The sequence below is a fragment of the Massilia sp. S19_KUP03_FR1 genome (genome assembly GCF_036688685.1).
GTDB lineage: Bacteria > Pseudomonadota > Gammaproteobacteria > Burkholderiales > Burkholderiaceae_D > JALYUM01.
The window spans coordinates 111,478-125,365 of the sequence record NZ_JAQQPS010000011.1; the positions used below are offsets into that span (position 1 = coordinate 111,478).

Annotated in this window: 11 protein-coding genes; 8 read left to right on the top strand and 3 right to left on the bottom strand. The window is 60.1% G+C overall.

What is annotated here, in order from left to right:
- The 4 genes from V6M87_RS13950 to V6M87_RS13965 all read left to right on the top strand — a co-directional run bounded on the left by V6M87_RS13950 (position 1) and on the right by V6M87_RS13965 (position 7,775).
- On the top strand, positions 1-1,782 hold the full coding sequence (locus tag V6M87_RS13950; protein ID WP_332877245.1) for a two-component system sensor histidine kinase NtrB: 1,782 nt from the start codon (positions 1-3) through the stop codon (positions 1,780-1,782).
- Complete coding sequence (locus V6M87_RS13955; RefSeq protein ID WP_332877246.1) at positions 1,779-3,215, top strand: sigma-54-dependent transcriptional regulator; 1,437 nt, start codon at positions 1,779-1,781, stop codon at positions 3,213-3,215. Before V6M87_RS13950 ends, V6M87_RS13955 begins: the two co-directional genes overlap by 4 nt.
- Before the next feature lie 379 nt (positions 3,216-3,594).
- Positions 3,595-6,552: a ribonucleoside-diphosphate reductase subunit alpha gene (locus tag V6M87_RS13960; RefSeq protein ID WP_332877247.1), complete on the top strand. Its 2,958-nt coding sequence runs from the start codon at positions 3,595-3,597 to the stop codon at positions 6,550-6,552.
- A 110-nt stretch (positions 6,553-6,662) separates the two neighbouring features.
- Entirely contained in the window at positions 6,663-7,775 is a 1,113-nt protein-coding gene (locus tag V6M87_RS13965) for a ribonucleotide-diphosphate reductase subunit beta (protein ID WP_332877248.1), read from the top strand.
- 208 nt (positions 7,776-7,983) lie between these two features.
- On the opposite strand, the gene V6M87_RS13970 is transcribed toward V6M87_RS13965, so the two are convergent.
- From V6M87_RS13970 to V6M87_RS13980, 3 genes are all read right to left on the bottom strand, one after another.
- Positions 7,984-8,898, bottom strand: coding sequence for a Brp/Blh family beta-carotene 15,15'-dioxygenase (locus V6M87_RS13970; protein WP_332877249.1), 915 nt, complete (start codon positions 8,896-8,898; stop codon positions 7,984-7,986).
- A gap of 210 nt (positions 8,899-9,108) precedes the next feature.
- Positions 9,109-9,891 (bottom strand): bacteriorhodopsin-like, encoded by a 783-nt coding sequence (locus V6M87_RS13975; RefSeq protein WP_332877250.1) that lies wholly within the window; start codon positions 9,889-9,891, stop codon positions 9,109-9,111.
- A 254-nt stretch (positions 9,892-10,145) separates the two neighbouring features.
- On the bottom strand, positions 10,146-10,796 hold the full coding sequence (locus tag V6M87_RS13980) for a sigma-70 family RNA polymerase sigma factor (protein WP_332877251.1): 651 nt from the start codon (positions 10,794-10,796) through the stop codon (positions 10,146-10,148).
- A 482-nt stretch (positions 10,797-11,278) separates the two neighbouring features.
- Here V6M87_RS13980 and V6M87_RS13985 point away from each other — a divergent pair, with 482 nt between their 5' ends.
- From V6M87_RS13985 to V6M87_RS14000, 4 genes are all read left to right on the top strand, one after another.
- Positions 11,279-11,734: a fasciclin domain-containing protein gene (locus V6M87_RS13985; RefSeq protein WP_332877252.1), complete on the top strand. Its 456-nt coding sequence runs from the start codon at positions 11,279-11,281 to the stop codon at positions 11,732-11,734.
- A gap of 193 nt (positions 11,735-11,927) precedes the next feature.
- Complete coding sequence (locus V6M87_RS13990; RefSeq protein ID WP_332877253.1) at positions 11,928-12,554, top strand: IS607 family transposase; 627 nt, start codon at positions 11,928-11,930, stop codon at positions 12,552-12,554.
- Positions 12,545-13,603, top strand: coding sequence for an RNA-guided endonuclease InsQ/TnpB family protein (locus V6M87_RS13995; protein ID WP_332877254.1), 1,059 nt, complete (start codon positions 12,545-12,547; stop codon positions 13,601-13,603). Before V6M87_RS13990 ends, V6M87_RS13995 begins: the two co-directional genes overlap by 10 nt.
- Positions 13,485-13,751, top strand: a complete 267-nt coding sequence (locus V6M87_RS14000; protein WP_332877337.1) for a zinc ribbon domain-containing protein — start codon at positions 13,485-13,487, stop codon at positions 13,749-13,751. The genes V6M87_RS13995 and V6M87_RS14000 overlap by 119 nt, the downstream gene beginning before the upstream one ends.
- Positions 13,752-13,888 lie beyond the last annotated feature (137 nt).

Below are 13,888 nucleotides of genomic sequence, written 5' to 3' on the forward strand. Positions count from 1 at the left end.
GTGATCTCCCGGCTGCAGGCGTTCACGCCAGCATCGCGCGCGTCGTTCTGGCGGTCGCTGCAAACGCTCAACATCACCCGTATCGTCATCGCGCTGGTGCTGCTGGCCTACATGACGATCGATGCGCGCGGCCTGCGCGCAGGCGTCGCGCCGGTGTACGCCCAGACCTGCGTGGCCTACTCGCTGATGGCGCTGCTGTTTGCCGCCGTGACCACCTACCGCCGCCGCCATTTCCTGCTGCAGCTCAGTATCCAGATCGCGCTCGACATCGCCGCCATCTCGCTGCTGTACATGACCGCCGGCGGCGTGCGCAGCGGGATGGGCATCCTGTACCTGTTTCCGCTGGCCGCCGCCGCGGTACTGGCGCCGCTGGTGCTGGCCCTGTTCTCGGCCGCGCTGGCCGCGCTGTTCGTGCTGGGCGACAGCGTCTACCGCATTTTGAGCGATGATCCCGACAGCGGCATCGTGCGCGCCGGGCTGTACGGCGCCGCCTTCATGGTGGTGGCGCTGGTGGTCAACCGCCTGGCCGCGCGCCTGATCGGCCAGGAAGACCTGGCCGCGCGCCACGGCGCCGACCTGCGCAGCCAGCAGGCGATTAACCGCATCGTGATTGCCGACGTGGGCGACGGGATCCTGGTGGTGGGGCGCGATGGTCGCGTATTTACCAGCAACCCGGCCGCGCGGCGCATGATGGGCATCGAAAGCGACGAGGGCGCCGGCTTCGGTTCGCCTGGCCAGATGCTGCTGACCGACGTGCGCGCGTTGGCGCCGATGGCGCAGGCGTTTGCCAACTGGCTGCGCGCGCCCGCGGGCGCGGCCACCGCATTTGTCTCGGTCAAACCGTACGACGACGACGCCGGCAGCGCCTGGCGCGGCCGGCGCGACGCCCCGGTCCACCTCAAGCTGCGCTTTGCGCGGGTGGAAGCAGCTGACGCGTTCGATATCGCGTCGGACCCCGGGCTGCACGGCGACAGCCTCGATCGCTGCGTCATTTTCATGCACGACGTGAGCGCCATCGAAAACCAGGCGCAGCAACTGAAACTGGCGTCGATGGGTCGCCTGACCGCCAGCATCGCCCACGAAGTGCGCAACCCGCTGTCGGCCATTGGCCACGCCACCGCCTTGCTGGCCGAAGATTTACCGGGCAAGGCCGAGCAGCGCCTGTTGAAGATCGTGGCGGACAATGTGGCACGCGTGAACCGCATGGTGGAAGACATCCTGCAACTATCGCGCAAGGTCCAGCCGAATGGTCAACCGGTGCAGCTCGACGTCTTCCTGGCCGAGCTGAAAGCCGAATTCGACGAGACCCATGCACTCGGCTCCGACGTCGTGTGGATCGGCGCCGTGGCGACCGGCAGCGTCAGCGAAGTGCGCTTCGACGCCCTGCACCTGCGCGAAGTGGTCGTCAACCTGCTCAACAACGCGACCCGCTACGCCAGCAAGACACCCGGCTCGATCCGCCTGTTCGCACTGCCGAACCGCGCCGGCAACATGGAACTGCACGTGCAGGACGACGGCCCCGGCATCACGGCCGAAGTGCGCGCCCACCTGTTCGAGCCGTTTTATACCACCTCCAGCAAGGGCACCGGCCTGGGCCTGTACCTGGCGCGCGAGCTGTGCCTGAACAACCGCGCCATGCTCGATTACGAATTCCGCTTCGATGTTGCCCATGCTGCCGGCGAACCGCGCTGCGCCAGCGGGCGCTTCGTGATCACGTTTGCGGCGCCGAACCGGCCTGACCGCAGTCTATTGAACAATCCTCCCACCGAAAGAGCGCCATGAGTTCACCCCGCATCCTGATCGTCGACGACGAGGACGATTTGCGCGAACTGCTCGAGATCACGCTGCTGAAAATGGGCCTGGACGTCGACGGCGCCGCCAACCTGGCGAGCGCGCGCGACTTCTATGCCAAAAATGATTACGCGCTGGTGCTGACCGACATGCGCCTGCCCGATGGCCTGGGGCTGGAACTGGTGCGCGAAGTGGCGGCCGCCGGCAAGGGCACGCCAATCGCCGTGATCACCGCCTACGGCAGTGCCGACAATGCCGTCATCGCCCTGAAGGCCGGCGCCTTCGATTACGTCTCCAAGCCGGTGGTGCTGGACGAACTGCGCGTGCTGGTGCAATCGGCCCTGAAGCTGCCCAGCAGCGTGCCCGGCAAACCGGCGTCCGTCGGCGGCACGGCGTCGCGCCTGATCGGCGACTCGGCCGTCATGCAGGCACTGCGCGCCCAGATCGACCGGCTGGCGCGTTCGATGGCGCCAATTGCGATTACGGGCGAGTCGGGCAGCGGCAAGGAACTGGCGGCGCGCGAAATCCACGCCCAAAGCGCGCGCGCCGGCCAGCCCTTTATCGCGGTGAACTGCGGCGCGATCCCCGAGGCGCTGATGGAAGCCGAGTTTTTCGGCTATCGCAAGGGCGCTTTCACGGGTGCGGTCGACGAACGCGACGGCTTTTTCCAGGCGGCCCACGGCGGCACCCTGATGCTCGACGAAGTGGCCGACCTGCCGCTGGCAATGCAGGTGAAGCTGCTGCGTGCGATCCAGGAGCGACGGGTGCGCAAGATCGGCGCCACGGCGGAAGAAGCGGTGGACGTGCGCATCATCAGCGCCACCCACAAGAACCTGGAGCAATGCGTGGAGCAGGGCGCCTTCCGGCAGGATTTGTTTTATCGCCTGAACGTGATCGAGCTGGCGCTGCCGGCGCTGCGCGAACGCCTCGATGACCTGGCCGTGCTGACCGATGGCATATTAAAACGGCTGGCGGGGCCGGGGCAGCCTGCGCTGCTGGGCGCCGGGGTGCTCGACATCCTGCGCGCGTATTCCTTTCCGGGCAACGTGCGCGAACTTGAAAATGTGCTGGAACGGGCGCTGGCGTATGCGGACCACGGGGTCATCGAAGTGGGCGATCTGGCGCTCAAGGGGGCCAAACTGGCGCAATTACCAGTCAATGCGCCAGTCACTGCGCCAGTGCCGGCGCCAGTGGCGGTGGCGGAGGCGGCTGCGGTCTCCGCGCCGGTCGCTGCACCCGCCGCGGAAGCGCCCTTGCCGAACAGCCTGCCCGACTACCTGGAGCAAATCGAGCGCGACATCATTGTGCGGGCGCTGAACCAGACCCAGTTCAACCGGACCCAGGCTGCTGCCTTATTGGGCATCGGGGTGCGCCAGCTACGCTATCAGATGCAAAAATTAAACATCAATGACCCGGAGTCCTGAGCGGGTCAACGCTAAAAAGTTAGCACTCGCTAACCCCCTATGCCCCATTTGCTTTGCGCTTCAAAAAGTCAAGGGTGCGCGCCTTGAAAATGCGGCTAAATTGAGAATTTAATCACTTGCCGTGCGCCGGCGCCGGTACTACAATTAGTCTCATATCAAGGCAGGACACTAGATGTAGTGGTAGCAGCCTCTAGCCAACTCTCTAGCTCTTTCGTATTGATGTTGCAAAGAAACTTTCACCGAGCGTTTTTTTACCAGCATTACACGACGTTTTCAATACCCCAATGAATCAGTTTGCCGGCGCGCTTAGCAGCCGGTTGGACGTTTTTTTTCTCGTTTTATCGGCGCCAGCGCGACTGCGCGCCTTCCTGGAGGCTTCATGCATACTTCGTCAGACATTTCCACCAATCCACAGCACGGCACGCCAGGTATGCCCGGTGCGGCGGTCGACACCAGCGCTGCCGCAATCGCGGCGCGTGGTGACTACCGCATCATCCGCCGCAACGGCGCCGTGGTTGCGTTCGAGCCATCGAAGATCTCGGTCGCCATGACCAAGGCTTTCCTGGCCGTCGCCGGCGGCCATGGCGCCGTGTCGGCACGCATCCGTGAACTGGTGGAAGGCTTGACGGCCAATGTCGTGACGGCCCTGGTGCGGCGCCAGCCAACCGGCGGCACCTTCCATATTGAAGATGTGCAGGATCAGGTCGAACTGTCCTTGATGCGTTCGGGCGAGCATGATGTGGCCCGTGCTTACGTGCTGTACCGCGCCAAGCAGATGGAAGAACGCAGGGTTGCCAAAGAAGCGCAGGGCGGTTCCGCCGTCGTGGCGCCACAAATCACGGTGGTGGAAAACGGCGTGCGCCGCACCCTCGACATGAGCGCCGTCACCGGCCTGATCAACGCCGCCTGCGTCGGCCTGGAAAAGCACGTCGATGCCGACGCCATCCTCGCCGAAACCCTGAAAAACCTGTACGACGGCGTGCCCGTCGAAGAGCTGCACAAGTCGGCCATCCTGGCCGCCCGCGCCCTGATGGAAAAAGACCCGGCCTACAGCCAGGTCACGGCCCGCATCCTGCTGCACACCATCCGCAAGGAAGTGTTCGGCAAGGACGTTGCGCAAGCCAACGCCGCGGCCCAGTACCTGACGTATTTCCCTGAATACATCGCCAAGGGTATCGCCAACGACTTGCTGGACAAGGAACTGGCCACCTTCGACCTGGCGCGCCTGGCCAAGGCCATCGTCGCCGACCGCGATTTGCAGTTCGGCTACATCGGCCTGCAAACCCTGTATGACCGTTATTTCCTGCACGTGCGTGACGTGCGCATCGAAATGCCACAGGCCTTCTACATGCGCGTCGCGATGGGGCTGTCCCTGCGCGAAGCGGACCGCGAAGCGCGCGCCATCGAGTTTTACAACCTGCTGTCGTCGTTTGACTTCATGAGCTCGACGCCAACCCTGTTCAATGCCGGTACGCTGCGCTCGCAACTGTCGTCGTGCTATCTGACCACCGTGTCGGATGACCTGGAAGGCATCTACGACGCCATCAAGGACAACGCGCTGCTGGCCAAATACGCCGGCGGCCTGGGCAATGACTGGACGCCAGTGCGCGCCTTGGGCGCCCACATCAAGGGCACCAACGGCAAATCGCAAGGCGTGGTGCCGTTCCTGAAAGTGGTCAACGACACGGCAGTGGCCGTGAACCAGGGCGGCAAGCGCAAGGGCGCCGTCTGCGCCTACCTGGAAACCTGGCACATGGACATCGAGGAATTCCTCGACCTGCGCAAGAACACGGGCGACGATCGCCGCCGCACCCACGACATGAACACGGCCAACTGGATTCCGGACATGTTCATGAAGCGCGTGATGGAAAAGGGCGACTGGACGCTGTTCTCGCCATCCGAAACGCCCGATTTGCACGACAAGGTCGGCAAGGCATTCGAAGCGGCATACCTCGGCTACGAAGCCAAGGCCGCTGCCGGCGAAATGCGCGTGTTCAAAAAGATCGCCGCGCTCGACCTGTGGCGCAAGATGCTGTCGATGCTGTTTGAAACGGGCCACCCATGGATCACGTTCAAGGATCCATGCAACATCCGTTCGCCGCAGCAACACGTCGGCGTTGTCCACAGCTCGAACCTGTGCACCGAAATCACCCTGAACACCAGCAGCGATGAAATCGCCGTCTGCAACCTCGGTTCGATCAACATGCCTGCCCACATGAAAGAGGGCAAGCTGGACGCGGTCAAGCTGCAAAAGACGGTGCGTACCGCGATGCGCATGCTGGACAACGTCATCGACATCAATTATTACGCGGTCGAGAAGGCGCGCAATTCGAATATGCGCCACCGCCCGGTCGGCATGGGCATCATGGGCTTCCAGGATTGCCTGCACATGATGCGCATTCCGTACGCCTCGAACGAAGCAGTCACCTTCGCCGATACGTCGATGGAAACGGTGTGCTACTACGCCTACCTGGCTTCGACCGAACTGGCCGAAGAGCGCGGCCGCTACGAGTCGTATGCCGGTTCGCTGTGGGACCGTGGCATCCTGCCGCAAGACTCGGTTCAATTGCTGGCGGACGAGCGCGGCGGCTACCTCGAGCAGGACATGAGTTCCAGCATGGACTGGACCCTGGTGCGCGACCGTATTAAACAGTTCGGCATGCGCAACTCGAATTGCGTGGCAATTGCCCCGACCGCCACCATTTCGAACATCATCGGCGTGTCGGCCTGCATCGAGCCAACGTTCCAGAATCTGTATGTGAAATCGAATCTGTCCGGCGAATTCACCGACATCAATGCCTATCTGGTGCGTGATTTGAAGGCGCGTGACCTGTGGGATGAAGTCATGATTTCCGACCTGAAATATTTCGACGGTTCGCTGGCGAAGATCGACCGCATCCCGCAAGACCTGCGCGATCTGTACGCGACGGCCTTCGAAGTCGAGCCGAAGTGGATCGTTGAAGCTGCTTCGCGCCGCCAGAAGTGGATCGATCAGGCCCAGTCGCTGAACATCTATATGGCTGGTGCGTCGGGCAAGAAACTGGACGAAACCTATAAGCTGGCATGGCTGCGTGGCCTGAAAACCACATACTACCTGCGCACCATTGCTGCGACGCACATGGAAAAATCGACGTCCCGTACCGGCGCGCTGAACGCGGTGAACGTGGATGGCGGCGCGTCTGGTCCGTTGATGAATGCACCGGCTGCCGCGCCTGTAGCAGCTGCCGCATTTTCTGCGGTGGTATCGACGCTGCCGGCGACGACGGAAGAAGATGGCGAAGCATGCTATCTGCGTCCTGGTGACGACGGTTTCGAGGAATGCGAAGCGTGTCAGTAAATTGACAAGCGGGCTTGCTGGCCGGCGGCGCAAAGCGTTGACGGCCAGCGGATTTACTGAAATACACCATCGGCAAGGCCATTGTGGTTTTGCCCAAAGAAGGAACAAACATGCTGTCATGGGATGAAGAAACAAGCGCCCCCGCGCAAGCACCGGTAACGCCGGCCAATATGGACGGCGCGCCTGTCGCCGCCGAGGCGGTCGCCAAGCGCGTCAATGCCGACGACAAGCGCATCATCAACGGCAAGACCGACGTGAACCAGCTGGTCCCGTTCAAATACAAATGGGCGTGGGACAAATACCTGGCCGGTTGCGCCAACCACTGGATGCCGCAGGAAGTGAACATGCAGCGCGACATCGAACTGTGGAAAAACCCGAATGGCCTGACCGATGACGAGCGTCGCCTGGTCAAGCGCAATCTCGGCTTTTTCGTCACCGCCGATTCGCTGGCCGCCAACAACATCGTGCTGGGCACCTATCGCCATATCACGGCGCCGGAATGCCGCCAGTACCTGCTGCGCCAGGCCTTCGAAGAAGCGATCCATACGCACGCTTACCAGTACATCGTCGAGTCCCTCGGCCTCGATGAGCAGGAAATTTTCAATGCTTACAACGAAGTAGCGTCGATCCGCAACAAGGACCAGTTTCTGATCCCGTTCATCGACACCCTGACCGACCCGGCCTTCACCACCGGCACCACGGAAAACGACCAGAAGCTGCTCAAATCGCTGATCGTGTTTGCATGCCTGATGGAAGGCTTGTTCTTCTACGTCGGCTTTACCCAGATTCTGGCGCTGGGCCGGCAGAATAAAATGATGGGCGCGGCCGAGCAGTACCAGTACATCCTGCGCGACGAGTCGATGCACTGCAATTTTGGTATCGACCTGATCAACACGATCAAGATGGAAAACCCGCTGCTGTGGACGCCAGCCTTCCGCGACGAGATCAAGGCCCTGTTCATGGAGGCCGTCGACCTCGAGTATGCCTACGCCGAAGACACCATGCCACGCGGCGTGCTGGGTCTGAATGCTGCCATGTTCAAGGGTTACCTGCGCTTCATCGCCAACCGCCGCGCGACGCAGATCGGCCTGGAGCCGCTGTTCCCGAACGAAGAAAACCCGTTCCCGTGGATGAGCGAAATGATCGACCTGAAGAAAGAACGCAACTTCTTCGAGACCCGCGTCACCGAGTACCAGACGGGTGGGGCGCTGAACTGGGAGTAAGCCGGTTCGCGTCATTCTCAAAAAAACCCGGCCCAGCTGCGCCGGGTTTTTTTTTGCTTTGATCGTTTGCCTTGGTGCACATAACTAACCGCTGCGCCAACCGCTCGATGGCGCAGGAAGGGACATGCAGCGCGAAACGGCAAACACCGTGGCTTGGCGGATCGACCCGCCGACCTTAGCGCTGATGCGTCAGAGCCCGCGCCTGACGTCATCCCGCATCAAGCGACGCCGGCGCGCGCCGCCTGACCCAGCCGCTCCAGCGTACCGGCTCCACCAGCGCCATGTGCGGCACCGTCAGTGCGGCCAGTCCGATAAATAGCCATCGGATCAGGCCCGCTTCGAGCGGCTGCGCGCGCCAGCAGTACGCAGCGGCAGCGCCAAGCAAGAGCGTGCCGAGCATGGGAAGCAGCGCGGTTCGACCGAGCCGCGCGGCCGGCCCGGCACCGGCGCCGACATAGTGCCAGGTGCGCACGATGTGGCGGGCGCTGTGCATGGCGCAAAAGAACACGGCGAACCCCAGAAGCGGCGGCGCCAGCAGGGCCAGTGCCGCCGTCGCCGCCATTTCAAGGCCGCTCAGCCAGTCGCTGCGCGCCTGCCAGACCACCGTCAGCGCCGTGGCCAGGAGCCACGGCCCGCTTAGTTGGTGCAACACAGAAGCCTGCGCGCGAGCTGCCTGCGGCATCACCAGGCAGGCAAACAGACGCGCCATCTCCCCTTCATGTAGCAACGCCGGCAACACGATGACGGCGCCGCCAAACAGCAGTCGCGCCGTCACACCGGTGCCGCGCGCCGGATCGCCCGAAAAATGCAGCGCTGACAGCATCAGGAAGCTGGCCAGGAACAGTTGCGGCACGTACTGCCACAACAGCACCACCAACAGCGCCGTGCCCAGGTACGCCAGCACGAAGCCGCACCATCCGCGCATACCGCGCACACCGTACAGTTCCTCGGCGAACACCGGGTCGAGTGCGCCGTGCGGTACGCCGAGCAGCAAGATCAGTGCAGCCATCAGAAACAGCACGGCGGCGCCATCGGGCGCGGGGGCAAAGCCGGCGGCGGCGACGGCCGCAACGGCGAAGCCGATGGCACAAAACGACAATCCCTGGGCACGGAGCGCCGTCATGGCGCAGACGCGGCGCTGCGACGCGCCGCCCGATCGGCGAGTGCAGCGGGCAGATGACGCAGGGTCGGCGCAGCAATGACGGGCGTTGGAAGCAGCACCTGACCAGCTAGTAAGACAGCACGCGGGTACATTGTTTTGCTCCAACGATTAAAAAATTCCACTGGGGCTCGTGGCCCCCGTGGATCATGCGCTCACCTCCCAACGTTGCGCTCAGGCGCCAATCTTGCGTTCGCCAGACGACACGGACACATGCTCGTCGGAGGCAGATTTGCGCACCGCAATCATGTAGACAAGTACCCCAAACACCGCTTTTGCGACGATGTCAGCGATCGTGTATCCCACCTGGACAGCCGTGGTGGCGGCACCGCCGGTGAAGCCGATCATCGGGAACACGAACACCACCGGGTAGAAGCACCACGACACCACGGTCAGCCAGCGTGCAGCGCTGATCAAGCCGCGCGCTGATTCCGGTTGCGAGGCGATCGACCTTTTCAAGCCGACGAACAAGTCGTAGACAATAATGACGAAGGGAATCATGGCAAGCGCCCACCAGAGCCAGCGCGTGCCTGGGACGGCGGAAATTTCACCGGGATAGCCAAGCACGACCATCAGCGCTGCCAAGAAGCCCAGCTTGGTCCCTTTCGCCACCGTCTCGGCCGGCGACAAACGCATCACCAGAATCAGTTCGATCAACAGCAGCGGTACCGTTAGCAGCCAGTCGACGTAGCGGTAGGCGTCGTTGAATTTGGCGCCCGTGGCTGCCACCTGGCCTGCCGTCACCGTGTACGATGCTTCCCACGAGGCGAAAATACGCACGTAGTGATAGGCCGCGATCAGCGTGACGATACCGGTGATGGTAATGGCAGTCTTGTAGGTGGACGCCACCTGGGAACGACCCAGAAAAAAGAATACCGTGGCCGCTCCCATGACGGCGATGGCAAATGAAAATGCGTTAAAAACAAGTTCGTACTGGTCTAATGTGATGCTTTCCATAAAGTCTCCTGTTCTTTCGAGTTCATAAGCTGATTATTGTTATTCCGCTTCAAAAAGAATCCTTCACGGATCCGCCTCCTTCTCCTCATATCAAAGCCATTATTCGATGTGGCTATCGACAGCACGCGCACCAAAGACTCGAACACTACTACGCAGGCATCGAATTCCCCATTGCAGCATGCAATGCGGCACCGCTCCCGTGTTCTTCGAGCATTCCAATACGCATTGGATGTTGTCATTGCTTGCTATCGAGTTCAAACAGACTTCATTGAAATGGCTTTGCTCATGATTGGACGTATTTCGGAACCAATAGTTGCACGCGCACGAAAAATAAGTGATCGTATCGTGCTGATCGGCATCAATAGTTGTTCTGCAATTTCTTGGTAACTCAATTCATCGCGCTCGCGCAGCAGGAAAGCACTGCGCATACTTGGCGACAAATTAGCGATCGACTGGTCAATTCCGGCTGCCAACTGTGCACCCATCAAATATTCGTCCGGGCCGGGCGCCAAACCCTGCCAGTTGGCATTTTCCAGCGGCGTCATCGTTTCAAGCAGCAGATCCATCGGAATCGCGTTTTCGGCGCGCGCCTGCCCGTCCCTGAAATAGGTGGTGGTGAGGTTTCGTGCGATCGCGTGCAGCCAGGTTGAGAAGGCGCTTTCGAAACGGAACCCTGGCAAGTTGCGGTAGGCGCGCAGGAATGCTTCCTGGGTCAGTTCCTCGGCCACTGCGGCATTGCCCACCGAGGTGTTGATCAGCGCCGCCACACGGCGCTGGTATTTCGTCACCAGCACTTCAAAGGCGCGCAGGTCACCCTCGCAAAAGCGGCGGATCAGTGTGTCGTCGACTTTGCCAATCTCAGAGAGTGCAGGCCGCTGACACGTCTTTAATAATGTTGACATCATGTCTCCTCGTACAAGCGTCTCCGGCTTATATCAATCGGTCGTCTCTTTATTTCTAAAACGACACAATAGTAACTTAGTTTCGACAAAGTCAAAGCGGTTCCGGGCGATCAATGCAAAGCATTCCAAATTTTTATCCGTTGCACATATTCACAGTTGCCAATAAAAAATAGCGCGCCGCCCCATTGGTAACAATGTTCGCAGAAATTATCATTTACCTGTCCATTCATTTCGGATAGGGAAGTTAAGACCTATGCAAGAGAGTTCATTGACCCAATATTGAACCGATATTTTAATGTCATGTTTAAAATGCAACTGCGCGCAAGGTTTTTGAGCGCATAATCGCTACGACATGTGCCGAGAACATGTTTAATTCCATATGCATAGATCTAATTCTGGAACGTGTCACATAGAAAATTTCAGGCCGCTTATTTTTCGGCTTCTATTATTTTTGTAGCATCACTTTTTCCTTAAAGGAACTGGCAATGAAAAAAATTCTGATGGCACTCTCTCTGTCTCTGGCATTTGGTGTTGCGCAAGCGGCAGATATTGTCGATACGGCCAAGGCGGCGGGCTCATTCAATACCCTGGTGAGCGCAATCGAAGCCGCTGGCCTGGTCGATACACTCAAGGGCGCCGGTCCATTCACCGTGTTTGCACCGACCGACGCCGCATTCGCAAAAATCCCGAAGGCGAAGCTCCATGCCTTACTCAAGGATAAGGCTGCGCTGACCAAGGTGCTGACGTACCACGTTGTGGCAGGCAAGGTGATGGCAGCCGATGTCAAGCCGGGCGCCGTCCCAACGGTACAGGGCAGCAAGCTCACGGTGAGCGTGAAGGCTGGAAAAGTCATGGTCGACAAAGCCCACGTGACGAAGACCGATATCGCTGCCGACAATGGCGTGATCCATGTGATCGACACGGTCCTCATGCCAAAGTAACTGGCCGTCGTTCAGGTGCTGGCCTCCTGCACGGTGCCAGTCAGGACGAGGAAACACCGGGCTTCGGCTGCCATGCCGTTCAGTTAATACTGAGCGGCATTTTTATGTCGGTCTTGTAAACGCCGAGGTTTGCTGTTGAAGGGTTCTAACAGTTAGCCCGGAACTTAATTAAGCATGGCTAGTCATATTCAATATGAACCAGCCGATACCGATCAGCGCTGCGGCGAAAGCTTTGGGCGTCTCGGCCAGCACATTACGTCGCTGGGAGAGGAGTGGCAAGCTCAAGCCGGCCAGGACGGAAGGCGGGCAGCGGCGCTACAACCTTGCAGAACTGCAGCCAAGACGATTTTTCGTGACGCCTGAGACGCGTAAATCGATTGCCTACGCACGCGTTTCCAGCCATGACCAGAAAGCCGATCTCGAGCGTCAAAAGCAGGTCCTTGAACTATATTGCGCGAGCCAGGGATGGACGTTCGAGGTCATCGCTGACCTTGGTTCAGGAATGAACTATCAGAAGAAGGGGTTGAAAAAGCTGCTCGATGACATCCTCGCCGACAAGGTCGGGCGCCTGGTTCTCACGCACAAGGATCGACTGTTGCGCTTCGGCGCCGAACTGGTGTTTGCCATCTGCCAGGCCAAAAACGTCGAGGTCGTGATCATCAATCATGGCGAGGACACGAGTTTTGAACAGGAGCTCGCTGGCGACGTGCTGGAGATCATTACCGTGTTCTCGGCGAGATTGTACGGAATCCGCAGCCACAAGAATCAGAAGCTGATCGCGGGCGTGCGCTCCGCCCTCAAGGAGGCGCAGTGCAGCTAGCCCACCGCATCCGGCTCGATCCCAACAATGTGCAGGCAACGGGTTTATCGAAAGCCGCCGGCGTTGCGCGCTTCGCCTACAACTGGGCGCTCGCTCAGTGGCAGCGCCAATATGACCTGTCCAAAACAGACGCTGCGCTGCCCAAGCCGAGTGAAGCGGCATTGCGTCGCCAACTGAACGCCATCAAACGCAGTACGTTCCCGTGGATGCTGGAGGTGACGAAGAACGCGCCACAGATGGCAATCATCCAGTTGGGTCGGGCGTTTGAAAACTTTTTCAAGTGGATTTCCCGCTACCCGACGTTCCGGAGGAAGGGCCGGGACGACCGTTTTACGATCACCAACGACCAGTTCTACGTCGAAAAGAAACGAATCCGCATTCCGAAACTGGGCAGGGTGCGCATGCGCGAGTCGTTGCGGTATGCAGGTCATCTTGTTTCGGCGACGGTCTCGCGCCATGCCGGCCACTGGTACGCCAGCATCACAGTCGATACCCCTGACGATCCACCATTGCCGCAAGCCGAAAACCAAGGCGTGGCGGGTGTGGACCTGGGCATTACGGCGTTGGCGACGTTGTCCAACGGTGAGAAAGTCGTGGGCCCGAATGCTCTCAAAACGCTGCTGAACAAAATGCGCCGCCTCGCGCGCAGCCTGTCGAGAAAGGTAAAAGGTTCACAGAACCGAGACAAGGCGAAGATGAAGCTGGCGAAGCTGCACGCCAAAATAGCCGATATGCGCCGCGACTGTCTGCACAAGCTGACGAAAGACATCACGCGCCGTTTTCACACGATCGTGATCGAGGACCTAGTCAGAATCGCCGGGATAGCCTTGCGCTTGCAAGCGCAAGTCGCTGCGCAGGCTCGCCGCACGCGGCTCGAAACCCCTGCTACGCCAGCTCACTTACAAGACTGCTCGCCGCGGTGGCACGCTGATCGTTGCAGATCGCTGGTATGCGAGCAGCGAGCTGTGTTCAAACTGCGGATACAAGCTGGCGTCGCTCGATCTGGGATCGAGGCAATGGGTTTGCTCTGCTTTCGATGTGCACCATGACCGCGACGTCAATGCGGCCATCAACTTGAGAGATCTGGCGGTGAGTTCCACCGTCATTGCCTGTGGAGGGGCCAGCGCTGATTTTGCGTGCAAACGCAAGATGAAACTGTTCCCGGCGAAGCAGGAATCCAACGGCAAGAAAGCTTAACTACGATTAAGTTTGCATAAGTTTGGAAGAACGGATCCCACACACCGTCATGCTGCCTGGTGATGGTCGACGCTACTTCCCACTTCCTTGCCAACCACCTTGACGCGCCTGACTGGCGAACATTTGCCCGTTGAGTG

Coding starts and splice junctions, on each gene's coding strand:
- V6M87_RS13955 (WP_332877246.1), top strand. CDS start 1,779: ATGAGTTCACCCCGCATCCTGATCGTCGACGACGAGGACGATTTGCGC.
- V6M87_RS13960 (WP_332877247.1), top strand. CDS start 3,595: ATGCATACTTCGTCAGACATTTCCACCAATCCACAGCACGGCACGCCA.
- V6M87_RS13965 (WP_332877248.1), top strand. CDS start 6,663: ATGCTGTCATGGGATGAAGAAACAAGCGCCCCCGCGCAAGCACCGGTA.
- V6M87_RS13970 (WP_332877249.1), bottom strand. CDS start 8,898: ATGACGGCGCTCCGTGCCCAGGGATTGTCGTTTTGTGCCATCGGCTTC.
- V6M87_RS13975 (WP_332877250.1), bottom strand. CDS start 9,891: ATGGAAAGCATCACATTAGACCAGTACGAACTTGTTTTTAACGCATTT.
- V6M87_RS13980 (WP_332877251.1), bottom strand. CDS start 10,796: ATGATGTCAACATTATTAAAGACGTGTCAGCGGCCTGCACTCTCTGAG.
- V6M87_RS13985 (WP_332877252.1), top strand. CDS start 11,279: ATGAAAAAAATTCTGATGGCACTCTCTCTGTCTCTGGCATTTGGTGTT.
- V6M87_RS13990 (WP_332877253.1), top strand. CDS start 11,928: ATGAACCAGCCGATACCGATCAGCGCTGCGGCGAAAGCTTTGGGCGTC.